This is a genomic window from Kitasatospora sp. NPDC088861 (assembly GCF_044750105.1).
GTDB lineage: Bacteria > Actinomycetota > Actinomycetes > Streptomycetales > Streptomycetaceae > Kitasatospora.
In genome coordinates this window covers 91,138-115,690 of the sequence record NZ_JBIVJF010000005.1, presented here as the reverse complement: position 1 = coordinate 115,690, position 24,553 = coordinate 91,138, and the positions used below count along the sequence as shown (strand labels likewise).

The following is a 24,553-nucleotide window of genomic DNA, read 5'->3' as shown; positions in this document are numbered from 1 at the left end:
CGGCGGCGCCGGGAGCGGTGCTCACCCGTCGCGGCGGCCCGCCGCCACATCCGCCAGCGCCACCAGCAGCGCCGCCAGGACCAGGCCCGCCGCGACCGTCACGCCCAGCTGGAAGGCCAGCGCCCAGTCCGGGTGCGGGCCCTGGGCGTGGGCGAAGAAGACCGAGCCGACGATGGCGATGCCGACCGCCGAGCCGACCCGCTGGGCGGTCTGCAGGACGCCGCCGGCACTGCCCGCCCGGGCGATCGGCACCCGCTGGAGGGTCAGGGTCTGGTTCGGGGCGATCACCAGCCCGCTGCCCACCCCGGCGACCAGCAGCGGCGCCACCGTCGCCCAGCCGATCGCCGACCCCGACCACAGCTGCACCGCCAGGGCCGAGGCCAGCAGGCCGACCAGCACCAGCACCAGGCCGAGCAGCACCAGCCGGCGGCCGAGCCGGTGCACCAGCCGTCCGCCGATCGCCGCGGACACGCCCGAGCCCACCGCGAACGGCGTGACCGCCAGGCCCGCCGTCAGCGCCGAGTAGTGCAGGCCCGCTTGGAGGTAGAGCGTGAAGATGAAGAAGATCGCGGTGAACCCGGCGAAGTACACCAGCGACAGCGCCACTCCCGCCGCGTACGGGCGCACCGCGAACAGCGCCATGCTCACCAGCGGCTCCCGGCCCCGCGCGTAGTACCGCTCCCAGCCCACGAAGGCCCCCAGCAGCACCGCCGCCAGCGGCAGCAGCAGCCAGCGCGTCGAGCCGTGCCACTGCTGCGCCTGGACGAACGGCAGCAGCAGCGCGACCGTCCCGGCACCGAGCAGCAGCACCCCGACCGGGTCGAAGTCCCGGTGCCCGGCCCGCGAGGCCGCCGGCGGGGGCGGCGGGAGCAGCCGGTAGGCGATGGGCAGGGCGGCCACGCCGATCGGCAGGTTGACCAGGAACACCCAGCGCCAGCCGTTCTGCGGGCCGAACAGGTGGATCAGCAGGCCGCCCAGCAGCGGGCCGACGGCGGTGGACAGACCGATGGTGGCGCCGAGCGCGCCGAAGGCCCGGCCGCGTTCGGCCCCCTGGAACAGGACCTGGATGAAGCCGGAGACCTGCGGCACCAGCACCCCGCCGGCCGCGCCCTGGAACAGCCGGGCCAGCACCAGCCACTCCTGGTTCTGCGCCGCCCCGGCCAGCGCGCTGGCCGCGGTGAACAGGGCGAGCCCGGTGAGGAAGACGGCCCGGCGGCTGCGGGCGTCGCCGAGCCTCCCGGACGGGACCAGCACCAGGCCGAAGGCGAGCGCGTAGCCGCTGAGCACCCACTGCAGGCCGCTGTCGGACATGTGCAGCCCGGCCCGCACGGTCGGCAGGGCGACGTTGACGATGCTGACGTCCAGCAGCGTCATGAACCCGGCGACCAGGCAGACCGTCAGCGCCCGCCAGCGCCGTACCTCGGCCCGCCGGCCCGCGGCGGAGGCGCCGGGCTGCTGTTCCGGGGTGCTGCACGGGGGTTGGGCCGTCATGGGAGCACCTTCCGGGCGTCCGGCGGTCGTCTGGCTTCGCGTCCGGCGGCCGGCCGTCGTCCGGCTTCCCGGTCCGGCTGCCCGCCCGCCGTGCGCGGCCCCCCTCCGAACGGCCATCGTGGACGGCGCGGCCCCGGAGCCGCCAGCCGGGCTGCGCCGCCCGCGCCGCCGCTCACCCGGACGGCCGAACCCGATCGCGGCCTCCCCCGGTGCCCCGGAGGCTGAGGACATGAACGCCGCCACCGAAACCCCGCCGACCGCCCCGCCGGTGCTGGACGCCCGGCAGCGCAACGTCGTCTTCGGCACCATCGTGCTCGGCATGCTGCTGGCCGCGCTCGACCAGACCATCGTCGGCACCGCGCTGCCCACCATCGTCGCGGACCTCGGCGGGGCCGCGCACATGTCGTGGGTGGTGACGGCCTACCTGCTGGCCGAGACGGTGGCCACCGTGCTGGCCGGCAAGTTCGGTGACCTGTACGGGCGCAAGCTGCTCTTCCAGATCTCGGCGGTCGTCTTCATCACCGGCTCGTTCTTCTGCGGCCTGGCGACCAACATGACGCTGCTGATCGCCTGGCGGGCGCTCCAGGGCATCGGCGCGGGCGGCCTGATGGTGACGGCCATGGCGCTGATCGCGGACGTCATCCCGCTGCGCGAGCGCGGCAAGTACCAGGGCGCGATCGGCGCGGTGTTCGGCGTGGCGACGGTGATCGGGCCGCTGCTGGGCGGGCTGTTCACCGACCACCTGTCCTGGCGCTGGGCGTTCTACGTCAACGTGCCGATCGCGATCCTGGTGGTGATCGCGGCCGCCCGGACCATCCCCTCGGTGCGCTCGGCGGTGCGCCCGGTGATCGACTACCTGGGGATCGCACTGGTCGCGATCGGCGCCAGCGCACTGATCCTGGCGACCAGTTGGGGCGGCAACGAGTACGCCTGGGGCTCCGGGGTGATCATCGCCCTGTTCGCCGGCGGCGCCGTCGCCCTCGGGCTGTTCTGCTGGGTGGAGAGCAGGGCCGTCGAACCGATGCTGCCGATGCGGCTGTTCCGGAACCCGGTGTTCGCGGTCTGCTCGGTGCTCAGCTTCATCGTCGGCTTCGCGATGCTCGGCGCGCTGACCTTCCTGCCGACCTTCCTGCAGTACGTCGACGGCGACTCGGCGACCGTCTCCGGCGTGCGGACGCTGCCGATGGTGATCGGGCTGCTGCTCGCCTCGATCGCCAGCGGCAACGCCGTCAGCAAGACCGGCAGGTACCGGGTGTTCCCGATCGTCGGCACCCTGGTGATGGCCGTCGGCCTCTACCTGCTCTCCCGGCTCGAACCCGGCACGGGCACCACGCTCGCCTCCCTCTACATGTTCGTGCTCGGCGTCGGCATCGGGCTGAGCATGCAGGTGCTCACCATCGCCGTGCAGAACACCGTCGACTACGCGGACCTCGGCACCGCCACCTCCGGGGTGACCTTCTTCCGCACCATCGGCAGCTCCTTCGGCACCGCCGTGTTCGGCACCATCTACGCCAACAGCCTCAAGACCGAACTCGCCCGGGGCGTGGCCTCCTCGGCCCGCCTCACCGGCGCGGACCCGGCGCTGCTCACCCGGGCCGCCGAGAGCCCGCAGGGCCTGCACCGGCTGCCCGCCGCGCAGGCGGCCCCGATCGTCCAGGCCTACTCCGACGCCCTGCACACCGTGTTCCTGTGGACGGTGCCGGTCGCCCTGGTCGGGTTCGTGGTCGCGCTCTTCCTCAAGCAGGTGCAGCTGCGGGACACCGCCAGGGCCGGCTCCACCGACATGGGCGAGGGCTTCGCCCAGCCGACCACCAGCGACTCCGACCCGCACCTGGAGTACGCCGTCGGCAAGCTCGTGCGCGGCGTGGACCTCGACACCGTCCGCTCGATCGTCGACGACGCCGACACCCGGGTCGACCTGGCCGGGGCCTGGGCGCTGATGGAGGTCGCCGGCCACACCAAGGCCGTCGGCCAGGCCTCCCTGGACCTCATCGCCGCCCGCAAGCGGGTGCCGCCCGAGGTCCTGGAGCCGGTCTTCGACCGGATGGCCGCCGAGGGCTACCTCACCCGCGACGGCGACCGGCTCTCCCCCACCGAGACCGGCTCCCAGGAGGTTCGCGTCCTCGCCCAGGCCTGGTCGGACTGGCTCAACGCCCGGCTGGACGCCGACGCCGGCCGCCCGCGCAGCCCCCAGCTGCGCACCGCGGCGACCGCCATCGCCTGGCGCCTGATGGTCGAGGACCTCGCCAACGGCCTTCCGGCCCACGCGCGTTCGAAGGACGCGGCGCGAACCTAGGCCGCCGCCAGGACCTAGGGCTTCCTCGCCAGGATCAGTTCGCGCCGCACGCCGTCGGCCATCAGGTCGCCGGGCTCGTCGGTCTCGGCGAACCCGTTGCGGTGGTAGAGGGCGATGGCCGCGTCGTTGTCGGGGTTCACCGCCAGCTTGAGGGTGGTGAACCCCTGCTCGGCGGCCCAGCGGGCGATCGCGTCGATCAGCCGGTCCCCCACGCCCCGGCCGCGCGCCGCCGGGCCGACCCACAGGGAGATCAGCTCGGCGACCGCCCCGCCCTCGTCGGCCGGGACTCCGCTGGCCATCGCGACCGGGCGGCCGTCCAGCACCGCGACCAGGTCGAGGGCGTCGGGGATCTCCAGGCGGGAGCGCCAGCGGGCCTCGTGGTCGCCGGCGCCCTGCCAGTCCGCCAGGGTGGAGCCGAAGGCGTACGGCGCCTCGGTCAGCGCGGCCAGGCGCAGCTCGCGCCAGAGCGCCCAGTCGTCGGAGCCGAGCCGGCGCAGTTCGGGTTCGTGCAGTTCGGGTTCGTGCAGTTCGGACATGGTGCGGACCTTGCCGCAGGCCGGGCGGCACGGCAAGCGGATTACCCGGTTCAGCCCACGAGCGGCGGGTTGAGGCGGGCGAAGGCCTCCTGCCGGCGGTAGGGGAAGTACGGGTACGGCGCGGTGCGGGCGCTGGCCGCGTCGAGCCGGGCGACCTGCTCGTCGGTCAGCGACCAGCCGACCGCGCCGAGGTTCTGCCGCAGCTGCTCCTCGTTGCGGGCGCCGATGATGACCGAGGAGACGGTCGGGCGGCGCAGCAGCCAGTTGATGGCGATCTGCGGGACGGTGCGACCGGTCTCGGCGGCGATCCCGTCGAGCGCGTCGACCACCCGGTACAGCAGTTCGTCCTCGACCGGCGGGCCGTAGTCGGCAGTGTCGTGCAGCCGGCTGTCGGCCGGGAGCGGCCGGCCGCGCCGGATCCGGCCGGTGAGGCGGCCCCAGCCGAGCGGGCTCCACACCAGGGCGCCGACGCCCTCCTCCTGGGCGAGCGGCATCAGCTCCCACTCGTAGTCGCGGCCGACCAGCGAGTAGTAAACCTGGTGGGCGGCGTAGCGGGGGCGGCCGTAGCGCTCGGCGACGGCGAGGGACTTCATCAGCTGCCAGCCGGAGAAGTTGGAGACGCCGGTGTAGCGGAGCTTGCCGGCCCGGACGAGGTCGTCGAGGGTGGCCAGTACCTCCTCGATCGGGGTGCCGGCGTCGTAGGCGTGCAGTTGGAAGAGGTCGAGGTAGTCGGTGCCGAGGCGGCGCAGCGCGTCGTCCACGGCCTTGGTGAGGCGGGCCCGGGAGGTGCCGGCGTCCTGCGGGCCGTCGCCGGTCGGCAGGCCGGCCTTGGTGGAGACGAGCACCTGGTCGCGGCGGCCGCGGATGGCCTGGCCGAGGACCTCTTCGGAGGCGCCGTCGGAGTAGACGTCGGCGGTGTCGAAGAGGGTGACTCCGGCGTCGATGGCGATGTCGAGCAGGCGGCGGGCCTCCTGGACGTCGGTGGTGCCCCAGGCGCCGAACAGCGGTCCACGGCCGCCGAAGGTGCCGGTGCCGAGGCTGAGCGCGGGGACCTTGAGGCCGGACGAGCCGAGTCGGCGGTATTCCATGGCGGTTGCCGTGCTGGTTGTCGTGCTGCTTTCCATGGCAGTTCTCCCCTCGGAGCCCTTAACGGGACTCCCATTCCGTTAGGATGGTTCGACCTTAGCAGGGCCCATCGACCTAATGGAACAGGAATCCCGTTAATGACTGCCGAGCCCTCCGCGCCGGACGCACCGGACGCACCGGACACTCCGGACGCGCCGGAGACCCCCACGCCCGGGACGCGGCGCCCCGGCGGCCGCACCGCCCGGGTCCGCACCGCCGTCCTGCGGGCCGCCGAGGACGCCCTGGTCGAGCGCGGCTTCAGCGGGCTCGACCTCGGCGACGTCGCCCAGCGGGCCGAGGTCGGCCGGACCACCGTCTACCGGCGCTGGGGCACCACCAGCGCGCTGGTCGCCGACCTGCTCGCGGACATGGCCGAGCAGTCACTGCCGCGCACCCGCAGCGGCTCCCTCGCCGAGGACCTGCGGGCCAACGCCCGGCTGGTCCAGCGCACGCTGGCCGACCCCCGGCAGGGAGCGCTGTTCCGTGCGGTGATCGTCGCCGCCACCTGCGACCCTGACGCCGCCGAGGCGCTGCGGCACTTCTACCTGCGCCGGGTCGAGGAGTGGGCGCCGTGCGTCGCCGAGGCCGTCGAACGCGGCGAACTCCCGCCGGACACCGACGCGTTCGAGGTGGTCCGGGCCGTCTCCGCGCCGCTCTACTACCGGATGCTCACCACCGCCGAGCCGCTCGACGAGGCCGCCGCCGACCGCGCCGCGGCCGCCGCCGAGGCGGCCGCCCGGGCGGGGGCGCACCGGCGGGAGAGCGTCTGACGGCGCCCGAGAACGTCCGGGAACGCCGCCGGCCGCGCAGTTCGACGAACTGCGCGGCCGGCGGGAGGGCGGGCGGTCCGGGGGGCGACCCGGGGAGCGGCCTAGAAGAAGCTGTCGTCGTCGCCCTCGTAGTAGTTGTTCACAACCACCTCGGGCGTGTCGTCGCTGAACGCCTCGTTGAGCAGCGCGCCGCCGACCAGGCCGGCCGCGCCCGCGCCGATCAGCGCGCCGGTGCCGAAGCGGCGCCCGCCCTGGCCCGGCTGGCCCTGAGCGGGCTGGCCCTGGACCGGCTGCGGATAGCCCTGCTGGACCGGCTGCGGGTAGCCCTGCTGCGGGGTGTAGAACGGCGGCACGGTGGTCTGCACCCGCTGGGCGCAGGCGGCGCAGGTCTCGATCTGGCGCGGCACGCCCCACTGCGGCGACCACAGCACCGCCGTCGAGCCGAGGCCGTGCGAGGGGTCGAAGAAACACGTCACGGGGGAACTTCCTGGTCCTGGCTGGGTCATCGGGACAGCGGGCGCCACGGCGGGCACGGCGGGCACGGCGGGCGCGGCAGGCACGGCGGGCGCCATGGCCGGCGCGGCGGGCACGACCGGAGCCGGCGGGGGCGCGGCGGGCGCGGGGGCGGCGGGCGCCGGTTGCAGGACGTCCACCCCGAAGTCGGCGGCGATGCCCGCGAGCCCCGACGCGTACCCCTGCCCGACGGCCCGGAACTTCCAGTCCGCACCGTGCCGGTACAGCTCGCCGAACACCATCGCCGTCTCGCTGCCCGCCTCGGCCGCCACGTCGTAGCGGGCCGTCTCGGCGCCGCCCTCCGGGTCGGTGAGCCGGATGTACGCGCCGCGGACCTGGCCGAAGCTCTGGCGCCGCTGCACCGCGTCGTAGACCGCGACCGCGAAGACGATCTTCTCCACCCCGGCCGGGACGTCCGCGAGCCGGACGTCGATCCGCTCCTGGTCGTCGCCGCCACCGGCGCCGCCCTGGTGGCGGACCGAACCGTCCGGGCTCTGCAGGTTGTTGAAGAAGACGAAGTGCTGGTCCGAGACGACCTTCCCGGAGGCGTCACAGAGCAGGGCGCTGGCGTCCAGGTCGTACCCGGCGCCGGCCGTCCAGCCGAGGCCGACCCGTACGACCCGCAGCCCGGGGGCCTGCTTGCCCAGGGAGACGTTGCCGCCCTTCGTCAGGGCCACACTCATGGGACTCCTCCGCAACCGTTCGAATTACCGCTGTTTCCGCTGTTCGACCACGACAACGCTGTAGAGCTCGCGCCAGTTCCCGACTTCCCGTCAGTACTGGACGGGACGTTCCAGCAGGCCACAGGCCCGCGGCGCGGCCTTGCCGGCCGGGGCGCTCGGGCGGGGTGCCCTGGCGGGGTGCCGGCTCCCGACCTATTGTCAGGTGACATGACACGCCTTCGTCGCGCCGCCACCCTGGCCGCCGCCCTCACCGGCACCCTCGCCGCCCTGCTCGCCCCGGCCGCCGCCCAGGCCGGCCCGGCAGCCTGCCAGGTCGTCGGCACCGCCCCGGTGGACACCGAACAGGCCCGGCTCCAGGACCAGCGGACGACCGCCTTCACCGAGCGCTCCGGCCTGCGCGACCTGCTCCGGGGCTTCCCCGCCGCCCTGTGCGCCGCCCGGAACACCCGGCAGGCGGAACGAGTGGCGGGCGCCTGGGGCCGAGCGCTCTGGCAGGCCGGGGTGGACCGGGCCCAGGGCCGGCGGCCCAGCGGCGAACTCCCCGCCCGCGACGACCGCCCGCTGTACTGGACCAGGCTCGCGATGACCGTCCAACTGGCCCGCTGGCAGCCCGGGTTCGACGTCGACCCGGCCGACCTCCGGGCCCGCTTCGAGGACGCCTCCCGGGGCCTCGACGACGGCTTCACCGCCGCCCCCGGCGTCCGGCGGATCTTCGTCAGCGGCTTCGACCCGTACGGCCTCGACACCGAGCCGCGCCGCGCCAACCCCTCCGGCGCGGCCGTGCTGCAACTGCACGGACGGCGGATCACCCTCGCCGACGGCAGCCCCGCCGAAGTCCGGGCCGTCCTGCTGCCGGTCCGCTACGGCGACTTCGACGACGGCGTCGTCGAGCGCGCCTTCGGCCCGCACCTCACCCCCGGCCCGCAGGCCGCCGACCTGATCACCAGCATCAGCCAGGGCTACCCGGGCCTGTTCACCCTGGAGGCCTGGGCCGGGCGGGCCCGCTCCGCCGATCCCGCCACCGACAACACCGGCACCCTCTCCGGCGGCACCCGGCAGCACCCGGTCACCGCCCCGGGCCTGGACGACGGCCCGGAGTTCATCCGCACCACCCTGCCCACCGACGCGATGACGGCCGTCCAGCAGCCCTACCCCGTCCGCCTCAACACCACCGTCACCGAGATCCCCGAGGGCGGCGTCGACCCCGTCGACCGCGCGGACGGCCCCACCCCCGGCTCCCGCGCCGTCGCCGGTGGCGGCGGCGGGTACCTCTCCAACGAGGTCGCCTACCGCTCCAACCGCCTGCGCCTCGACCTCGCCCCCGACCTCCCCGGCGGCCACCTGCACACCCCCGTGCTCACCGGCCTGCCCGCCCAGCAGGACCGCCTCACCGCCCCGGAGTTCGAGCAGAACGAGGCCGCCATCGCCGACCAGGTCCGCGAGATCCTGCGCCACGCCCGGTTCTGAGCCCCGGTGCCGCGCCCGGTTCTTGAGCCCCGGGCGCGCGGCGGGGACGCCTACACCGGCCGGGCGAAGCGCGTCCCCGCCGCGCGCTCCCGGGACTCGGCGATCTGCGCGTACGCGGCCTCCCGGTCCGCCCAGTGCGAGCCCTCGACCGACTTGCCGCGCTCCAGGTCCTTGTAGACCTGGAAGAAGTGGGTGATCTCCAGCAGGTCGAACTCGCGCAGGTCGCCGATGTCGCGCAGGTCTCCGTAGCGCGGGTCGTGGGCGGGGACGCACAGCACCTTCTGGTCCGGCCCGCGTTCGTCCCGCATCACCCACATGCCGACCGCCCGGCAGGTGATCACGCACCCCGGCACGGCCGGTTCGCCGCCGAGCACCAGCGCATCCAGCGGCTCCGCGTCGCCGCCGAGGGTGCCCTCGACGTAGCCGTAGTCCGCGGGGTAGCGGGTGGCGGTGAACAGGGTGCGGTCGAGGCGGATCCGGCCCGCCGCGAAGTCCATCACGTACTTGTTCCGCGACCCCTGCGGGGTCTCGATCAACACCTCGAACTCCACCGCGGCCTCCTCCTCTGCGCCTGGGGAGATTGTCCGCCGTCCCGGCCGTCCGGGCACCCTCCGCAAACGCCCTCCACGGCCCGCTGGGGTCCGTTAGCATCCGGATCATGGGGAGTTGGCGTGTCACCGTCCAGGACCACCACCGCCGCAGCGGCGGGCGGCCACAGGGGCGCCCGCAGGGGCCGCTGGCCCGCCACGGCGGCCTGGCGCTGTACGGCCGGGACGGCGAGATCAGCTGTGTCGACACCGAGGGCCTGGTCCGCTGGCGCCGCCCCTGCGCGGGGCGCCCGAACGCGGCCCACCTCTCCGGCGGCCGGGCGCTGGTCACCACCGACTCCTTCGAGTACACCGCCTGGGGCCACCTCGGCCCGGCCCTGCTGTTGGACCTCGACGACGGCGCCCTGGTCGCCGAACTGCGCGGCGAGCGCGGCACGGCCCTGGGCGGCGGCCGTTTCGTGCTCGGCCTGGAGGGCTACGGCGCCTTCGACACCTGGGCCTACGACCGGGACGCCACCCTGGTCGACTCCTGGCGCAGCTACGGCCACTACGTGGTCGGCGGCGGCCTGCGCGTCGTCGAGACCGACCGCCGCCGGCCGACCGGGAGCCGGGTGGTGCGGCTGCTGCCCGGCGGGGGGATCGAGAACGGCCCGCTGCTCGCCGACCCGCAGGCCCCCGCGCCGGTGGTGCTGGCCGACGGCACCGTCCTGGTGCTGGACGCGGGGGTGCTGCGCGCCGTCGGGCGCGACCTCGACGCCACCGTGCTCGCCGAGTTGCTCCCGCTGTCCGGCGACGACCTGCGCCGGTTCACCGGCACGCTGCGCCGCACGGCCGACGGCCTGACCGTGACGCTCGTGGAGCGCCACCCGACCCGGATGGGCGGCTACACCACCCACCGCTGGGCCCTCGGGCTGGAGTCGCCGAACTAGGCCGTGTCCGGCCGGGCGAACTGCTCTCCTGGCCCCCGGCGTTCCCCGGCGGCCACTCTCCGCGACCGCTCCCACGGAGCAGTACCGGGCGCGCGGCCGCTCCGGCGGCGGTAGGACGGACACAGACGTGCCCGGGAGGAGAGACCGTGAAGATCGTCGTCGACCTCAACCGCTGCCAGGGCTACGCGCAATGCGCGTTCCTCGCTCCCCGAGTGTTCGAGCTGCACGGGGAGGAGGCCCTGCTCTACACCCCGCAGGCCGCCGAGGACCAGCGTGACCGCGTCCGACGGGCCGTCGCGGCCTGCCCGGTGCAGGCCATCCTGGTCGAGGAGGAGGGCCGGTCCGATGTCCGATGACCTCAAGAACGGCCGGATCGTCATCGTCGGCGCCTCGCTGGCCGGCCTGCGCGCCGCCGAGACGCTACGGGACGAGGGCTTCGCCGGGCAGCTGACCATGGTCGGCGAGGAACGCCTTCCCCCGTACGACCGGCCGCCCCTGTCCAAACAGGTGCTGCTCGGGCGGGTGCGCGCCGAGGAGACCGCGCTGCCCCGGCGCCGCGAAGTGGACGCGCAGTGGAAGCTCGGCGTCCGCGCCACCGGTGTGGACGGGGCCGGCAGGCAGGTCCTGCTCGCGAACGGCGAGCAGCTGCCCTACGACCGGCTGCTGATCGCCACCGGCACCCGGGCCAGGCCCTGGCCGAAGGCCGAGCAGGCCGCACTCGACGGGGTGTTCACCCTGCGCACCGCCGAGGACGCGGCCGGCCTGGCCGAGCGGCTGGACGCCGGCCCGAAGCGGGTGCTGGTGATCGGCGCCGGGTTCACCGGCTCCGAGATCGCCTCCGCCTGCCGGGAGCGCGGCCTGGCGGTGACCGTCGCCGAGCGCGGCCCCGCCCCGCTGGTCGGGGCCCTCGGCGGGGCCTTCGGCGCCCTCGCGGCCAAGGTCCAGCTCGCCCACGGCGTCGACCTGCGCTGCGGGGTGACCGTCTCCGCGCTGACCGGCCGAGCGGGCCGGCTCACCGGCGCCGAGCTCTCCGACGGCACCCGGATCGAGGCGGACGTCGCCGTGGTCGCCCTGGGCGCCGCCCGCAACACCGAATGGCTGGCCGAGTCGGGGCTCGCCGCCGGTCCGCGCGGGGTGGCCTGCGACGCGGGCTGCCGCGCCTTCAACATGTACGGGATCGTCACCGACGACGTCTTCGTCGCGGGCGACGTCGCCCGCTTCCCGCACCCCCTCTTCGAGTACCAGCTGCTCTCCCTCGAACACTGGGGCAACGCGGTCGCGCAGGCCGAGGTGGCGGCGCACAACATGGTCAGCCCGGGGCCGCAACGGCGGCCGCACCTGAGCGTCCCCTCCTTCTGGTCCAGCCAGTTCGGGCTCAACATCAAGTCCGTCGGCGTGCCCACCTTCTCCGACCACGTGGTCCTCGCCCAGGGCTCGGTCGAGGAGCGCCGGCTCGTCGCGGTCTACGGGTACCGGGGCCGGATCACGGCCGCCGTCAGCGTGAACCGGGCCAAGTGGCTGGAGCACTACCAGCGGCTGATCGAGGCCGCCGCGCCGTTCCCGCCCGACTGGGCTGGCGTGGAGCCGCCCGCCTCCCGCATCCCGGTCCCCTCCGACGTGCCCGACCCGAAGGTGCTCTCGCACGGCCCGACCGTCGCCCTCACCGGCCACCTGCCCGACCGGCGGCTGACCCTGCGGCGCTGGGGCGGCTGAGCCCACCCGCCACCGCTCGACGGGCGCACGCCCACCGGGCCCCGCCGCCCGTCGAGGACCACCACCTCCGCCACCTCCGAGGAGCCACCGCGCATGGCCGCCGCCGACACCCTGTTCCGCCGGATCACCGACTACGCCAACCGCGCCGACCCCTACCCCCTGTACGCCGAGCTCCGCGACCACGGCGTGGCCCGCCAGGACGACGGCAGCTACCTGGTCGGCACCTACCACGAGGTCGCCGCGCTGCTGCACGACCCGAGGATCAGCTCGGACCGCCGCAACCGCACCGTCCCGGACGAGATGCAGGGCAGCGTCCCGGTCGCCTTCATCGGCCGGGACGACCCCGAGCACGAACGGCTGCGCAACATCGCCATGCGGCCCTTCGGCCCGCCCCACGCGCCCGACCGGGTCGACGCCATGCACGACGAGATCGCGCGGATCACCGGGGAACTGGTCGACGGGCTCCGGGGCCGCGACCGGATCGACCTGGTCGAGGACTTCGCCTACCCGCTGCCGGTCACCGTCATCTGCCGGCTGCTCGGCGTGCCGCGCGAGGACGAGCCGCGGTTCCACGCCTGGTCCGAGACGCTGATCGCGGGCTTCGACCCCACTCCCGACAGCGATCCGGCCGAGCGCCAGCGCGCGGCCACGCAGGCCCGGATGGAGATGGGGCTGTACCTCGGCGAACTCGCCGAGAGCCGCCGGGGCAAGCCGTCCGACGACATGCTCTCCGCCTTCGTCAACGACCCCGGCCCGTCGGGCGGCTTCACCCAGACGGAGCTGATGGCCACCGCGGTCCTGCTGCTCATCGCCGGGCACGAGACGACCGTCAACCTGATCACCAACGGCGTGCTCACCCTGCTGCGCCAGCCGGAAAGCCTGGAACTGCTGCGCGAAAAGCCGGAGTTGATGCCGCGCGCGGTGGAGGAGCTGCTGCGCTACGAACCCCCGGTCCAGCTGTTGCCGCAGCGCACCGCGCTCACCGACATCGAGGTCGCCGGGGTCACCATCCCCAAGGGCGCGCCGCTGATCCTGGTGCTCGCCGCCGCCAACCGGGACCCTCTGCGGTTCCAGGAGCCCGACCGCTTCGACCCGACCCGCCCGGACAACCAGCACCTCGGATTCGGCAGCGGCGTGCACAGCTGCTTCGGCGCACCGCTCGCCAGAGTCGAGGCGCAGCTCGCGCTCACCGCGCTCATCCACCGCCTGGACGGCCCCCGGCTGCTCCAGGACCCGCCCGAGTACCGGCGCAGCCCCGTCCTGCGCGGGCCCCGGCACCTGCCGCTCGCGCTGTCCGGGGTCAGGGACTGAGCGGCCCGGGCCCGGGAGGCGGCATCGGCCTCCCGGGCCCGGGCGCGTTCGGCGGCGCTACGGGGTGCCGCGCACCACCGGCAGCTCCAGGAAGGACGGGTCGGCTCCGCCGTGCCCGATCCGGTAGCTCGCCCGGCCGTCGGCCGGGAGCAGTTGGAAGGAGTCCGGGTTGGCGGCGGCGACCGTGAGCCGGATCCGCTCGCCGGCCCGGAAGAGCACCGCGACGGGTTGCAGGTCGATGGTGACCCGACGGGCCCGGCCCTGCGGGAAGGGCGCCGCGTCGGTGGCCGCGTAGCTGCGGGGCGTGCGCAGCCGGCGCCAGTCGGGGTTGTCGTCCCGGTCGGCCACGGCCCGGTCGGCGAGGGCGAGTTGGCCCTCGGTCAGGTAGGTGACCCGGCCGTCGGGGGCGACGTCCTCCAGGTAGACGTGCAGGGCGCCCTGGGCGGTGCCGTCGAGGCCGGTGACGTCGAGCGTGACGCGGCCGTTGCCGGTCACCCGGGTGTCGTCGGTCAGCGGCGGGGTGGTGTAGCTGAGGAGCTTGGCGTCCACGGCGGCCCGGTCGGGGTAACTGACCTGGTTGCCGGTGAGGTTGGTGTTCCAGCGGTCCAGCGGGCCGGTGCCGGCGGTGGGGTCGAGGCGCAGCAGGTCGGCGCCGGGGCGGTCGTCCGGATCGGGCCGTCGGCGGCTGAGCGTGGTGTCCTCGCCGAGGTAGAGCCGCTGCGGGCGGGTGCCGGGCAGCGGCCAGCGGGTGGTGGTGCGCCAGACGCCCTCGTTGAAGGTGTAGTAGTGCAGGTGCCGGGTGCCGTCGGGGCGGCCGTCGGCCCGTACGTAGCGGTCGAAGAAGTCGAACGTCCGCTGGGCGATCTGGGCGCGTTCCTGGTCGGTGAGGTGGCGGGCGGGCTGGAAGGGGTCGGCGAGGTAGCCCTGGCCGTGGCTCCACGGGCCGATCCAGGCGTCCTGGGTATTGGAGAGGCCGGTGAACTGGGAGAGCACGCCGTTGGCGGTGCCCGCGTCGAGCCAGCCGGCGTCGGTGAGCACGGGGACGCCGCCGGCCTCGACGGCGTCGGCCTTCTCGCCGACGCTGCCGACCGTCCAGCTCTTCGGGCCGTCCTGGTAGTCGCGGTACACACCGGCCTCGGCCATGTCGACCAGGTTGGCGTTGCCCGTGTGCTCGGCGCGCGCGGCGGCGAGCAGGGCCGGTCCGTCCGGGCCGTCGACCGGCCGGGGCACGGCCCCGGTCAGGCCGGTGGCCGCGCAGACCTGCCGGGTCTGCTCGTCGGTGTCGCAGGTGGTGCCGCCGGCCTGGTCGAGGATGCGCAGCAGCAGCGCGTACGGGGCGATCCGGGGCTCGATGAGCAGGCCGCCGGGGCGCACCAGGTCCTCGTACGGGTCGAAGTCGTAGGAGATCGGGGCGGCGGCGGTGATGTGGTGGTTGCCGAGGGCGGTGGCGAGCATCGCGGTGTCGCCGCCGTAGGAGACGCCGGTGGTGCCGACCCGGCCGTTGGACCAGGGCTGGGCGGCGATCCAGTCGCTGAGCGGGCCGCTGTCGGCGACGGTGTCGGCGCCGAGTTCGGAGCTCAGGGTGCCGAAGGAGGCGCCGGTGCCGCGCAGGTCGGCGACCACGTAGGCGTAGCCATGGGCGTTCCAGCCGTCGGCGTCGCTGCTGCGGCCGCCGTTGCCGGGTGCGCCGGGGTAGACCCGGGCCCGCCAGTAGCGCTGGGTGACCAGGACGGTGGGCAGGTTCGCACCGTCCCTGGTGCCCTCGGGCAGCCAGACGTCGACGGCGAGGCGGACGCCGTCGGGCATCGTCACGTAGCGCGACTGGAGGTGCGGCTCGGCGGCCGGGGCGGCCGAGGCGGGCACCACGGCGAGTCCGAGCACGGCCGCGGCCGCGACCAGCGCCGCCAGCGGGCGGCGCGGGATCCCCCCTGCCCGGCTCACCGGGAGGTCGCCTTCCAGGGGCCGTCCTCGGGCCTGGCCTCGGTGTCGGTGCCGGGCCAGGGCGGCATGGTGACGGCGGCGATCCGCAGCGGCCGGTCGGCGTCCTCGTCGGCCCGGAACTGGAACGCCGTACCGAGCGGGATCGAGGCCGCCGTCCCGGGCACGAGCCGGACGGTCTCCTCCCGCCCGCCCTGGCGGCGCCACAGCTCCCCGGCGCCCTCGACGACCTGCCACAGCTCCTGCACGGTGGCGTGCGACACCGCGTGCGACACCTGCCCGGGGGCGAGCTCGAACACCGCGAGGCTCCCCTGTCCGTCCAGGACCAGCAGCGGGAACACCGCGGCCCCGTCCGGTGCGGTCACCACCTGGACGTCACCGACGTCCGCTGTCTGGAACGGTTGCTGCACTGGCTGACTGCTCATCCGACCCGGCCTCTCTCACGTCACGGAGTACCTTGGTCCCGCCCCCCACCGCCGATGAGAACACGCCTCGGCGCCCGGCCGCCACCCTGAGATGTCCCGTAGTTCGACGCGCCGGTCCCGCGCCGGTCCGACGGTGGCCCCGCGCCGGTCTCAGCCGCCGGCGGACGTGCCGAACTCGCGGAGGGCGTCGGTGACGATCGCGTCCAGCCGGGCGTGGTGGGCGCCGCGCCAGTAGGCCTGGCCGCAGTCGACGCACTGGGCGAAGACGTCGTAGGAGCGCTCGGTGCCGTCCCGCAGCTGCTCGCGCACCGAGGTCTTGTCGGCCTCGCGCAGCGTGCCGTTGCAGGTGGTGCAGCGACTCCACGGATCGAGCGGGGGCGCGAAGCGGGAGAGCACGTCGCGCAGCTGCTCGTTGGGGCGGTGGCTGTAGACGTAGGCGCCGGCCCACAGTTCGCGGCGGCGCAGCAGCCCCCGGTCGCGCGAGAGCAGGACGCGCTGCTCGGCGGCGGAGCGGGCAGCGAGCGCGGCGTCGCCGATGTCCGGGTTCTCGTAGGCGGCGTCGACGCCGAGCAGGCGCAGTCGGCGGGTGAGGGTGCCGAGGTGGACGTCCAGCAGGAAGCGCGGCGGGGCGGGCGAGGGCTGCGGCCGGTCCACGGCCCGGACGGTGACGTGTTCCTCGTCGACCGGCACGTGCGACCCGGGCACCGGCCGGCCGTCCACCAGCAGGGTGCCGACCTCGGTGAGCGGGACGCCCAGGGACTCGACGACATGGCCGAGCGTCGAGGTGCCGTCGGTGCGCAGCGCCGAGCGGCCGGCCCGCCGGGGCCCGGAGACGAAGAGGTGCAGCTCGGGGGCGAAGTCGAGCCAGATCTGGGGTCGGTCCACGCGGCCAGCATGCCAGCGGGCGGCGGGCCGGGCCACCGGTTTCCGGTCAGCCGTCGGAGCATTCTCGGGCGGGCTCGCGGCGGCGGCGGCCGGCGCGGGCCCCGACCGGGGGCTGAGCAGCCGGTTCGGGGCGGCGCGCAGGGGCGTCGAGGAGGGGCGTCGAGGAGGGCGCCGGGTCGACGGGAAAGCCGGTGCGAAGGGCACCGGGCCGGCGGAGAAGGCCGGTGCGGGGGGGCCGCTACGGGACTGCGACAGCGGAGGTGACCGGCGCCGGGCAGCCCCGGTCGCGGTCCCGCTCGGCCCAGCGGACGACCGGCCCCATCGCGTACCCGGCCGCCAGGAAGAGGCCGCCCAGGACGAGCCAGCCCGCGAGCCCGCCGTCCAGCAGCAGGGTGGTCAGCAGCAGCGGCCCGAGGGTGCGGGCGACGGCCACGCCGGTGCCGAAGAAGCCCTGGTACTGGCCGATCCGCTCGGGCGGGGCGAGGTCGAAGCTGATCTGCCAGGAGCCCGCCGACTGCCGCATCTCGCCGATCACCTGGAGGACGGAGGCCGCCACCAGCAGCGCGGCGACCGCCCACACCGGGACGTCCAGGGCCGACAGGCCGAACACCGCGCAGGAGGCGAGCAGCACCAGCCCGGCCGAGCGGACGGCCCGTGCGGCCGGGCCCAGGCCGGTGACGCCGCGCGCCGCCCGGACCTGGAAGGCCAGCACGGCCAGGGTGTTGAGGACGAACAGGGCCGAACCGAGCCAGCCGATCCCGGGCGCCCGGTCGGCGATCCAGAGCGGGATGACCAGGCTGAGCAGCGGCATCCGCAGCAGCAGCACGGTGTTGACCAGCGCGACGGCGGCGTACCGGCGGTCGCGCAGGACGGCCAGCCGGGGCCCGGCGCCCGACCGGGCCGGGGCGGGCGGGGCTTCGGGCAGCCGCAGCAGGATCAGCGCACCGGCCAGGAAGCCGAGCGCCGTCACCACGAAGGCGCCGAGGAACGCGGCCCGGGTGCCGACGGTGAGCGCGATGCCGCCGATGGCGGCGCCGACGGCCAGCCCCCCGTTGAGGGTCGACTGGAGGTGGGCGAGCAGCCCGGTGCGCTGGGCGGGCGGCACCAGGGTGGCGACCAGCGCCTGCCGGGCGGCGGTGAGCCCGGACTGCGTCGTGGCGTAGAGGCAGACCGCGACCAGGAACGGCCCGTAGGAGCGGACCACCAGGAAGGCGGCGACCACCACCGCCGTGGCCAGGGCGAGCGCCACGGCCGTCCGGCGCGGGCCGCGGCGGTCGGCGAGGGCGCCGAGCGGGACGCCCGCCAGCGCGCCGAGCGCCCAGGCCACGGCGAGGCCGGCACCGAGGGCGGTCGCCGACATGCCGACGACGTGGGTGAAGTAGAGCGCGGAGCAGGTGTAGTAGGCGCCGTCGCCGACGGAGCTGGCCAACTGGGCTGCGGCGAGGGTCCGTTGGGGCCCCGGGGGCGGGATGAGGGCGGGCGCCGGGGCGCTGCTGGTCGACACGGGTCTCCTGGCTGGGGGCGGCGCGCGGGCCGGGTGTTCGCAACGGTTCGCGGCCCAGCCTAGGCAGGAGGCGGACCGGCGGTAAGGTCCAGTGATCGCGGAACTCCTTGGTCCACTTCCGGGCCCCACCGCACCGGCGGGCGAGCGCTGAACCCCCGTACGACGGCGGCGAATCGCTCCTCCCGCGGGCCCGGAACCGGCCCCGGCCGTACCGCCGCCGCGCCCTCCGTACCCGCTCCGAATCCGCCTCGCCCAGCGGCCTTCGGGCGTCACCGACCCCGCCGAAGGGCCAAGTTTTGCCGTATTGACCGGTCAGTAACGCCCTCCTATGCTCAACGGCATTCGCGATCCGGCACCGGGCCCGACGCCGCCGTGCCCGCCCGATCCGCCGCCGTCATCGGCTCGAAGGGCTCTTCCCATCAGCACCTCCATCGCCCGCTCGGACGACACCGGCCACCCGGGCGACGCACGGGACGGCGCCGGCACCCGCCGCCGCCGTTTCCTCACCTACCTGCTGGCCGCCCCGACCCTCACCGTCGGCGCCCGGCTCGGCCTCGACGCCGCCGCGCCCGCCACCGCGCGGGCCGCCGTCCGCGCCGCCGCGGCCGCCCAGGACACCGCCGCCCCCTCGCAGTTGATCGGCCTGCCCGGCATCCCGGACATCCTCGACCTCGGCGACGCGCTGATCGTCGCCGGCCTGCCGACCTCGCACCTGCTCGTCCTGGAACTCACCGCCGCCGGGCGCGCCCTGCTGCACCTGCCCCGGCTGGAGGTCGGCCAGGGTCTCACCACGGCCATCGCGATGCTCGTCGCCGAGGAACTCGACGCCCGGATCGGCGACGTGGACGTGCCGCTCTCCGACGGCCGCCCCGAACTGCTCTTCAACCAGCTGACCGGCGCCTCCAACTCGGTGCGCTCGCTGTACGACCCGGTGCGCGCCGCGGCCGCCGCCGCCCGCGCCCGGCTGGTGACCGCCGCAGCGCGGCGCTGGAACGTTCCGGCAGACACCCTGCGCACCGCCGACTCCGCCGTCCTCGCCCCCGACGGCCGCCGCGCCGGCTACGGCGACCTCGCCACCGAGGCCGCCGCCGTCGCCCTCCCCGCCGTGTCCAGCTCCCCCAAGACCGCCGACCGGTTGCGCCTGGTCGGCCGGCCCACCGGCCGGATCGACGCCCGCGACATCGTCACCGGCCGCGCCAAGTACGCCGGGGACCTCGCGATCCCGGGCGCCGTCCCCACCGTCGTCGCCCGCCCGACCACCATCAACGGCACGCTCAGGACCCTGGACGCCTCGGCCGCCCGCACCATGCCCGGCGTGCTCGGCGTGGTCCGGATCCCCAGCGGCGTCGCCGTCCTCGCCGAGACCTTCGACCAGGCGCTCAAGGCCCGCGACGCGCTGCGCACCTCCTGGAACCCGGGCCCGGTCGCCAACCTCTCCACCTCCGACATCCGCGCCCAACTGCGCGCCGCCCACGCGCCGTTCCTCATCCCCCCGCTGCTCACCCAGTACCTGGACGGCGAATTCGACTTCGCCTTCGTCAACCACGCGCCGATGGAGGTGCTGACCGCCATCGCCGACGTACGGCCGAACCGGGCCGAGCTGTGGTTCGCCGCGCAGACGCCGATCGTCGCCCAGCAGGCCATCGCCGCCGAACTCGGCCTCCCGCAGGACGCCGTGACCGTCCACGTGGTGCGCGGCGGCGGCTCGTTCGGCCGGCGGCTGTTCTTCGACGCCGCCCTGGAGGCCGCCCAGATCTCCAAGGCCGCGGGCCGACCGGTCAAACTCATGTGGACGCGCAACGACGACATGCGCCACGGCCGGATGCGCCCGGCCAGCCACCACCGGATCCGGGCCACCTACGCGCTCGGCCAGGTGCTCAGCTACGAGCACCGCGTCGCCACCGTCAAGACCGACTTCCGGCACGGCCTCGGCGAGATGCTCACCGCCGCCGGCTTCAACCTCTCGCTCGCCGGGCTCAGCCTCGCCCAGGCCTTCTTCCTGCTCAGCGAGAAGAACCCGTACAACGTCGGCATCCCCACCCAGCTGCTCGCCGAAGTGCCGCTGGACGTTCCCACCGGCAGCTGGCGGTCGGTCTACTCCGGCACCGTCCGGGTCGCCGACGAGATCATGATGGACGAACTCGCCCGCCGGATGGGCCAGGACGCCGTCGCGTTCCGCCGCGCCCGGCTGCGCAGCGCCGTCGGCCGGGCCGTCCTCGACACCGTCGCCAAGGCCGGCGGCTGGGGCCGCCCGATGCCCCCCGGCCACGCCCAGGGCATCGGCTACCACGACGAGAACAGCGGGTGCGCCGCCTACCTCGTCGAGCTCGACGCCACCGACCCGGCCGACCCCCGGGTCACCAAGGCCGTGATCGCCGCCGACGTCGGCCGGGTCATCAACCCCCGGGGCCTGGAAGCCCAGCTGACCGGAGCCCTGATCGACGGCATCTCGGTCATCCTGCAAGCCGGCAACCACATCGACAACGGGGCCGTGCGCGAGGGCAGTTACTCCGACTTCCGGTACGCCCGGCAGCGGCACACCCCGCCGGCCGTCGAGATCCACCTCATGCCGCCGAGCGGAGCGCCCGGCGGCGCCGGCGAGCTGGGCGTCCCGGCGGCCTCCGCCGCGGTCGCCAACGCCTACGCGCGCGCGACCGGCACCAGCCCGCGCTCCTTCCCGATCAACTTCTGACTCCCCCAGCCAAGGAACTCCACCACCCCATGCCCACCCACACCTTCGCCCTCAACGGGCACCCCGTCACCGTCGAGGCCCCGGACGACATGCCGCTGCTCTGGGTGCTGCGCGACAAGCTCGGCGTCACCGGCCCCAAGTACGGCTGCGGGGTGGGCGTCTGTCGCGCCTGCACCAGCCACCTGGACGGCGAGGAGTTCCAGCCCTGCACCCGCTCCGTCAAGGACTGCGAGGGCCACCGCGTCACCACCATCGAGGGCCTGGCCGACGGCGACACCCTGCACCCCGTCCAGGAGGCCTGGCTCGGCTGCGACGTCGCCCAGTGCGGCTTCTGCCAGCCGGGCCAGATCATGACCGCCGTCGCCCTGCTGCGCCGCACCCCGAACCCGACCGACGCGGACATCGACCAGATCCAGAACATCTGCCGCTGCGGCAGCTACCCGCGCATCCGCGAGGCCATCAAACAGGCGGCGGCCCGGCAGGTGTCCGGCTGACGGCACGCCGCCCCGCCCGGGGCGCGGGCGGGGCGGACGGGTTCAGCCGGTCGTCAGCACGCCCGCAGGCCGTTGTGGAAGTACCAGTTGCCGTCGGCGTACGCGCCGTAGACGTAGGCCGGTCCGAAGAAGTTGCCGTTCGTCCCGCCCACCTGGTACCAGACGTTGCCCTGGCTGTTGATGTCCTCGCCCCTGATCCAGCACTCGATGTAGATCTCGTCGGACGACCACGTGTACGACCCCAGGTCGCCGGCGACCTTGGCCGTCCAGGAGTACTGCTGCGCGTAGACGCCCACACCGTGGCCGCTCGCGTGGTAGCGGAGCGCGTACCAGCCGTCGGCGAACGCGCTGCCCTCCGAGACGCCCACCGCGCCGGCGGCCAGCGCCACCACGGCCGCCGCGGTCGCGCCACGGCGGCCGATCTTCTTGAGGATGCCCTTGGCCATGTCGATTCCCCTGTTCGGTCGGACCGTTGCGCCGCCCCGTTGGCCGCGGCGACTGGGACAGCTGACCCGACTTCCCACGGTGTTCGGTACCGCCTGACGGAAACTGACAACACCTGACACCGGCCGACGCCCGCCCCGAACACCCCGTCCTGCCAACCGGAGTCCGTCGATCACGTAACGCCGCAGCCACGCGTCACTATGATCCGTACGCGACAAGCACACACCGGTCGCCGTTGGATCTGACATCTGACAACAGGGGGACGCCATGGCGGAACAGGAGTCACAACCCGCGGAGAGCGAACAGGCCCCGAGCGCGGCGGAGGCCCTCGCCGCCGACCTGCGCCGGCTGCGCCTGGGGGCGGGCCAGCCCTCGTTCCGCACGATGGCGAAGACGGCCGGCTCCATCTCCCACACCACGCTCCACGAGGCGGCCTCCGGCTCGCGCCTCCCGTCCTGGACCACGACCAGGGCCTACGTCCGGGCCTGCGGCGGCGACGAGGCCGAGTGGCACCGCCGGTGGACCGCCGCCGCCGACGAGGGGGCGGCCCCACCGGCCTCGCCGATCCCACCGGTCGAGCCCTCGGAGCTGCCGGTCGCCGCGAACACCACGGCCGACACCCCGGCCGACGCCAGGGCCGACCGCACGGCCGCCTCCGCCGCCGAGCCCCCGGCCGCACCGGGCCGGAGCCGCCGCCGGATCTGGACCCACGCGTTCTGCCTGCTCCTCGGCGTGGCGCTCGGCGTCGGCAGCACGCTCGGCGTGGTCGGCTTCCGCGCGCCGAACGCCCAGCCCCCGTCCGCGCACGGCTGCCCGTCCGGGGACACCGAGTCCGCGCCCGCCGAAGCGGCCGCCCGCCCCGCGCCGGGCCCGCGGCCGGCGGCGGCACGCACGGCCGCCGACGACGGCGCACCGTCCTGGGCCTCTCGGATCGCCTTCGACCAGCAGGCCGTCTCCAGTACCGAGATCGTCCTTCCGGTGCTCTCCCCCGTCACCCCGGGTGACGCCCTGGTGGTCACGATGATGCTGACCAGCACCTGTCCCGGCGCGGTCACGGTCACCGACAGCCGGGGCGACCGCTTCCGGATCGTCGGGGACGTCACCGACTCGCTCCGGCACCGGGTGCTGATCCTCGCGGCCTTCGGGGCGTCCGCGCTGACCGCGGAGGACTCGATCCGCGTCGCCCACCCGCGGGCGAGCAAGTACCACGTCGCCGTCGACGAGTTCCGCGGCGTCTCCGCCGTCCGGTCGGTCGGCCGCGCCTCCGGTGACGCCGGCGGGACGACCTTCTCCACCGCGGCCAACGCCGCCGCCTGCGCGCCGGGCGACCTCCTGGTGGGCACGGTCGGCAGCAACAGCGGCAGCGCCCCCGAGTTCGGCACCAGTTGGACCAACTTGCCCGCCCTGCGGCTCTCCTCCTACCGCCTCACCACCGCCCACCGGATCGCGACGGATCCGGACCACTGCGCCGCCACCGGGCAGACCACCTCGCAGTGGGGCGCCGTCCTCGCCGTCCTGCGCTGACCGCCCCCACCGCTCCGCCAACCCCTGGCCCGGCCGGTCCGGACCACTTAGGCTGACCGCACCTCAACCACCCCACCACCGAGGGATGCTGAATGATCAGGCGCCGTTCACTGCTGGCACTCGCGGGCCTGGGCGGCGCCGCAGCCCTGCTGCCCACCGGGCCCGCCCAGGCCTCTCAGACCAATACCGCTCAGACCGCCCGGCCTCGCACCATCGACCTGCCCGCCCCCACCACCGGTCGCCCGGTCGGCACGACCACCCTGCACCTGGTCGACCGCGATCGCCCGGACCCGTTCGTGCCCGCCGCCGGCCCGCGTGAGCTGATGGTGCAGCTCTGGTACCCGGCACGCGCCACCGCCGGCCGCCCCCGCGCGCCGTACACCACGCCCCGGGTCGCCGCCGCCATCGATCAGCGTCTGCCGCTGGATCCGGGCACCATCGCGGCCGTCCGCCCCACCGCCCGTACCGACGCGCCCGCGCTCCCCGGCCCGCTCCCCCTGCTGCTGCTCGGCCACGGCCGCACCGGCTTGCGCAGCAACTGCACCGCGCTGGCCGAGGAGTTGGCCGCCCACGGCTACCTCGTCGCGTCGGTCGACCACACCTACGACGCCCTCGCCGTCGAGTTCCCGGACGGCCGGCTGGTGCGCACCGTGCTGGAGGACGAGCCGGCCGACTGGGAGGCCTCCGAGCGCCGCGAGATCGCCGCCCGGGTCGCCGACCTCCGCTTCGTCACCACCGAACTGACCGAGCGCCAGGACCGTTTCCGCGTCGACGGGGGCCGGATCGGCGCGCTCGGCCACTCGATGGGCGGCTCGGCTGCCGCCGAGGCGATGCGTCAGGACGAGCGGTTCCGGATCGGCCTCAACCTCGACGGCGGCCTGTTCGGCTCGCCCGTTCCTGACCTCGGCCTGGACCGGCCCTTCCTCCTGCTCACCTCCCTCGCCGACCACGAGACCTGGCAGCGCTGGCGCAGCCACCAGCACGCCTGGGGGAGGCAGTTGCACACCTTCGGCGCCGGCCACCTCAGCTTCACCGACCTGCCGCACGCCGCCCTCCCCGGCAACCTGCCGGGCCACCTCCCCGCCGACACCTACGCCGCCCTGCTCGGCACCATCGCCCCCGCCCGGGCGACCGCGCTCACCCGCGCCTACACCCGGGCGTTCGCCGACCACTTCCTCCGAGGCCGCCCCGCGCCCCTCCTCGACGGCCCGTCACCGCGCTTCCCGGAGGTCGAACTCCGCTGGAGCCGCGACTGACGCCCGGCC

21 protein-coding genes are annotated in these 24,553 nt (G+C 75.0%); 11 read left to right on the top strand and 10 right to left on the bottom strand.

Annotated elements, in window-relative coordinates; all coding sequences use genetic code 11:
• Positions 1-21: 21 nt before the first annotated feature.
• A complete protein-coding gene (locus tag ACIP37_RS11845; RefSeq protein ID WP_363589105.1) occupies positions 22-1,491 on the bottom strand; it encodes an MFS transporter in 1,470 nt (489 codons plus the stop codon).
• A 229-nt stretch (positions 1,492-1,720) separates the two neighbouring features.
• Here ACIP37_RS11845 and ACIP37_RS11840 point away from each other — a divergent pair, with 229 nt between their 5' ends.
• Positions 1,721-3,787 carry an MDR family MFS transporter gene (locus ACIP37_RS11840; RefSeq protein ID WP_363589103.1) on the top strand — a complete coding sequence of 689 codons (2,067 nt, stop codon included), beginning with the start codon at positions 1,721-1,723 and terminating at the stop codon, positions 3,785-3,787.
• A gap of 14 nt (positions 3,788-3,801) precedes the next feature.
• Here ACIP37_RS11840 and ACIP37_RS11835 read toward each other — a convergent pair whose 3' ends face one another.
• Positions 3,802-4,323 carry a GNAT family N-acetyltransferase gene (locus ACIP37_RS11835; RefSeq protein ID WP_400843733.1) on the bottom strand — a complete coding sequence of 174 codons (522 nt, stop codon included), beginning with the start codon at positions 4,321-4,323 and terminating at the stop codon, positions 3,802-3,804.
• 50 nt (positions 4,324-4,373) lie between these two features.
• On the bottom strand, positions 4,374-5,411 hold the full coding sequence (locus ACIP37_RS11830) for an aldo/keto reductase (RefSeq protein WP_363589133.1): 1,038 nt from the start codon (positions 5,409-5,411) through the stop codon (positions 4,374-4,376).
• 135 nt (positions 5,412-5,546) lie between these two features.
• Here ACIP37_RS11830 and ACIP37_RS11825 point away from each other — a divergent pair, with 135 nt between their 5' ends.
• On the top strand, positions 5,547-6,218 hold the full coding sequence (locus ACIP37_RS11825) for a TetR/AcrR family transcriptional regulator (protein ID WP_363589099.1): 672 nt from the start codon (positions 5,547-5,549) through the stop codon (positions 6,216-6,218).
• A gap of 101 nt (positions 6,219-6,319) precedes the next feature.
• Here ACIP37_RS11825 and ACIP37_RS11820 read toward each other — a convergent pair whose 3' ends face one another.
• A complete protein-coding gene (locus ACIP37_RS11820) occupies positions 6,320-7,414 on the bottom strand; it encodes a TerD family protein (RefSeq protein ID WP_400806061.1) in 1,095 nt (364 codons plus the stop codon).
• A 207-nt stretch (positions 7,415-7,621) separates the two neighbouring features.
• On the opposite strand from ACIP37_RS11820, the gene ACIP37_RS11815 reads away from it, so the two are divergent.
• Positions 7,622-8,881, top strand: a complete 1,260-nt coding sequence (locus ACIP37_RS11815) for a pyroglutamyl peptidase (RefSeq protein WP_400806064.1) — start codon at positions 7,622-7,624, stop codon at positions 8,879-8,881.
• 50 nt (positions 8,882-8,931) lie between these two features.
• Here ACIP37_RS11815 and ACIP37_RS11810 read toward each other — a convergent pair whose 3' ends face one another.
• Positions 8,932-9,432, bottom strand: coding sequence for an inorganic diphosphatase (locus ACIP37_RS11810; protein WP_400806067.1), 501 nt, complete (start codon positions 9,430-9,432; stop codon positions 8,932-8,934).
• 107 nt (positions 9,433-9,539) lie between these two features.
• Between ACIP37_RS11810 and ACIP37_RS11805 the strand changes: the two genes are divergently transcribed.
• The 4 genes from ACIP37_RS11805 (at position 9,540) to ACIP37_RS11790 (ending at position 13,382) form a co-directional block, all read left to right on the top strand.
• On the top strand, positions 9,540-10,358 hold the full coding sequence (locus tag ACIP37_RS11805; RefSeq protein WP_363589616.1) for a hypothetical protein: 819 nt from the start codon (positions 9,540-9,542) through the stop codon (positions 10,356-10,358).
• Positions 10,359-10,504: 146 nt separating this feature from the next.
• The gene (locus tag ACIP37_RS11800; RefSeq protein WP_363630578.1) at positions 10,505-10,714 is read left to right on the top strand and encodes a ferredoxin; all 210 of its coding nucleotides are present in this window, start codon (positions 10,505-10,507) and stop codon (positions 10,712-10,714) included.
• Complete coding sequence (locus tag ACIP37_RS11795; protein WP_400806071.1) at positions 10,704-12,071, top strand: NAD(P)/FAD-dependent oxidoreductase; 1,368 nt, start codon at positions 10,704-10,706, stop codon at positions 12,069-12,071. The genes ACIP37_RS11800 and ACIP37_RS11795 overlap by 11 nt, the downstream gene beginning before the upstream one ends.
• Before the next feature lie 93 nt (positions 12,072-12,164).
• Positions 12,165-13,382, top strand: a complete 1,218-nt coding sequence (locus ACIP37_RS11790) for a cytochrome P450 (protein WP_363630580.1) — start codon at positions 12,165-12,167, stop codon at positions 13,380-13,382.
• Positions 13,383-13,439: 57 nt separating this feature from the next.
• Here the strand turns inward: ACIP37_RS11790 and ACIP37_RS11785 are convergent, their stop codons facing one another.
• From ACIP37_RS11785 to ACIP37_RS11770, 4 genes are all read right to left on the bottom strand, one after another.
• Positions 13,440-15,323, bottom strand: coding sequence for a CocE/NonD family hydrolase (locus ACIP37_RS11785; protein ID WP_400806074.1), 1,884 nt, complete (start codon positions 15,321-15,323; stop codon positions 13,440-13,442).
• Positions 15,320-15,745 (bottom strand): cupin domain-containing protein, encoded by a 426-nt coding sequence (locus tag ACIP37_RS11780; RefSeq protein ID WP_363588458.1) that lies wholly within the window; start codon positions 15,743-15,745, stop codon positions 15,320-15,322. The genes ACIP37_RS11785 and ACIP37_RS11780 overlap by 4 nt, the downstream gene beginning before the upstream one ends.
• 150 nt (positions 15,746-15,895) lie before the next feature.
• Positions 15,896-16,630, bottom strand: a complete 735-nt coding sequence (locus tag ACIP37_RS11775; protein ID WP_363588460.1) for a Mut7-C RNAse domain-containing protein — start codon at positions 16,628-16,630, stop codon at positions 15,896-15,898.
• Positions 16,631-16,868: 238 nt separating this feature from the next.
• Complete coding sequence (locus tag ACIP37_RS11770) at positions 16,869-18,134, bottom strand: MFS transporter (protein ID WP_363588462.1); 1,266 nt, start codon at positions 18,132-18,134, stop codon at positions 16,869-16,871.
• Between the two features lie 328 nt (positions 18,135-18,462).
• On the opposite strand from ACIP37_RS11770, the gene ACIP37_RS11765 reads away from it, so the two are divergent.
• Both ACIP37_RS11765 and ACIP37_RS11760 read left to right on the top strand, forming a co-directional pair.
• Positions 18,463-20,826 (top strand): molybdopterin cofactor-binding domain-containing protein, encoded by a 2,364-nt coding sequence (locus ACIP37_RS11765; RefSeq protein ID WP_400806079.1) that lies wholly within the window; start codon positions 18,463-18,465, stop codon positions 20,824-20,826.
• A 29-nt stretch (positions 20,827-20,855) separates the two neighbouring features.
• The gene (locus ACIP37_RS11760) at positions 20,856-21,320 is read left to right on the top strand and encodes a (2Fe-2S)-binding protein (RefSeq protein WP_363588465.1); all 465 of its coding nucleotides are present in this window, start codon (positions 20,856-20,858) and stop codon (positions 21,318-21,320) included.
• A 53-nt stretch (positions 21,321-21,373) separates the two neighbouring features.
• Here ACIP37_RS11760 and ACIP37_RS11755 read toward each other — a convergent pair whose 3' ends face one another.
• Entirely contained in the window at positions 21,374-21,766 is a 393-nt protein-coding gene (locus ACIP37_RS11755) for a hypothetical protein (protein WP_363588467.1), read from the bottom strand.
• 265 nt (positions 21,767-22,031) lie between these two features.
• On the opposite strand from ACIP37_RS11755, the gene ACIP37_RS11750 reads away from it, so the two are divergent.
• Both ACIP37_RS11750 and ACIP37_RS11745 read left to right on the top strand, forming a co-directional pair.
• Positions 22,032-23,288 (top strand): hypothetical protein, encoded by a 1,257-nt coding sequence (locus ACIP37_RS11750; protein WP_363588469.1) that lies wholly within the window; start codon positions 22,032-22,034, stop codon positions 23,286-23,288.
• Between the two features lie 92 nt (positions 23,289-23,380).
• The gene (locus tag ACIP37_RS11745; RefSeq protein WP_363588471.1) at positions 23,381-24,544 is read left to right on the top strand and encodes an alpha/beta hydrolase; all 1,164 of its coding nucleotides are present in this window, start codon (positions 23,381-23,383) and stop codon (positions 24,542-24,544) included.
• The last annotated feature ends 9 nt before the right edge of the window (positions 24,545-24,553 follow it).

What these genes read in the sequence shown, in the direction of transcription:
- ACIP37_RS11845 (WP_363589105.1), bottom strand. Translation starts at nt 1,491, where the DNA reads ATGACGGCCCAACCCCCGTGCAGCACCCCGGAACAGCAGCCCGGCGCC.
- ACIP37_RS11840 (WP_363589103.1), top strand. Translation starts at nt 1,721, where the DNA reads ATGAACGCCGCCACCGAAACCCCGCCGACCGCCCCGCCGGTGCTGGAC.
- ACIP37_RS11835 (WP_400843733.1), bottom strand. Translation starts at nt 4,323, where the DNA reads ATGTCCGAACTGCACGAACCCGAACTGCACGAACCCGAACTGCGCCGG.
- ACIP37_RS11830 (WP_363589133.1), bottom strand. Translation starts at nt 5,411, where the DNA reads ATGGAATACCGCCGACTCGGCTCGTCCGGCCTCAAGGTCCCCGCGCTC.
- ACIP37_RS11825 (WP_363589099.1), top strand. Translation starts at nt 5,547, where the DNA reads ATGACTGCCGAGCCCTCCGCGCCGGACGCACCGGACGCACCGGACACT.
- ACIP37_RS11820 (WP_400806061.1), bottom strand. Translation starts at nt 7,414, where the DNA reads ATGAGTGTGGCCCTGACGAAGGGCGGCAACGTCTCCCTGGGCAAGCAG.
- ACIP37_RS11815 (WP_400806064.1), top strand. Translation starts at nt 7,622, where the DNA reads ATGACACGCCTTCGTCGCGCCGCCACCCTGGCCGCCGCCCTCACCGGC.
- ACIP37_RS11805 (WP_363589616.1), top strand. Translation starts at nt 9,540, where the DNA reads ATGGGGAGTTGGCGTGTCACCGTCCAGGACCACCACCGCCGCAGCGGC.
- ACIP37_RS11795 (WP_400806071.1), top strand. Translation starts at nt 10,704, where the DNA reads ATGTCCGATGACCTCAAGAACGGCCGGATCGTCATCGTCGGCGCCTCG.
- ACIP37_RS11790 (WP_363630580.1), top strand. Translation starts at nt 12,165, where the DNA reads ATGGCCGCCGCCGACACCCTGTTCCGCCGGATCACCGACTACGCCAAC.
- ACIP37_RS11780 (WP_363588458.1), bottom strand. Translation starts at nt 15,745, where the DNA reads ATGAGCAGTCAGCCAGTGCAGCAACCGTTCCAGACAGCGGACGTCGGT.
- ACIP37_RS11765 (WP_400806079.1), top strand. Translation starts at nt 18,463, where the DNA reads ATGCTCAACGGCATTCGCGATCCGGCACCGGGCCCGACGCCGCCGTGC.
- ACIP37_RS11760 (WP_363588465.1), top strand. Translation starts at nt 20,856, where the DNA reads ATGCCCACCCACACCTTCGCCCTCAACGGGCACCCCGTCACCGTCGAG.
- ACIP37_RS11755 (WP_363588467.1), bottom strand. Translation starts at nt 21,766, where the DNA reads ATGGCCAAGGGCATCCTCAAGAAGATCGGCCGCCGTGGCGCGACCGCG.
- ACIP37_RS11750 (WP_363588469.1), top strand. Translation starts at nt 22,032, where the DNA reads ATGGCGGAACAGGAGTCACAACCCGCGGAGAGCGAACAGGCCCCGAGC.
- ACIP37_RS11745 (WP_363588471.1), top strand. Translation starts at nt 23,381, where the DNA reads ATGATCAGGCGCCGTTCACTGCTGGCACTCGCGGGCCTGGGCGGCGCC.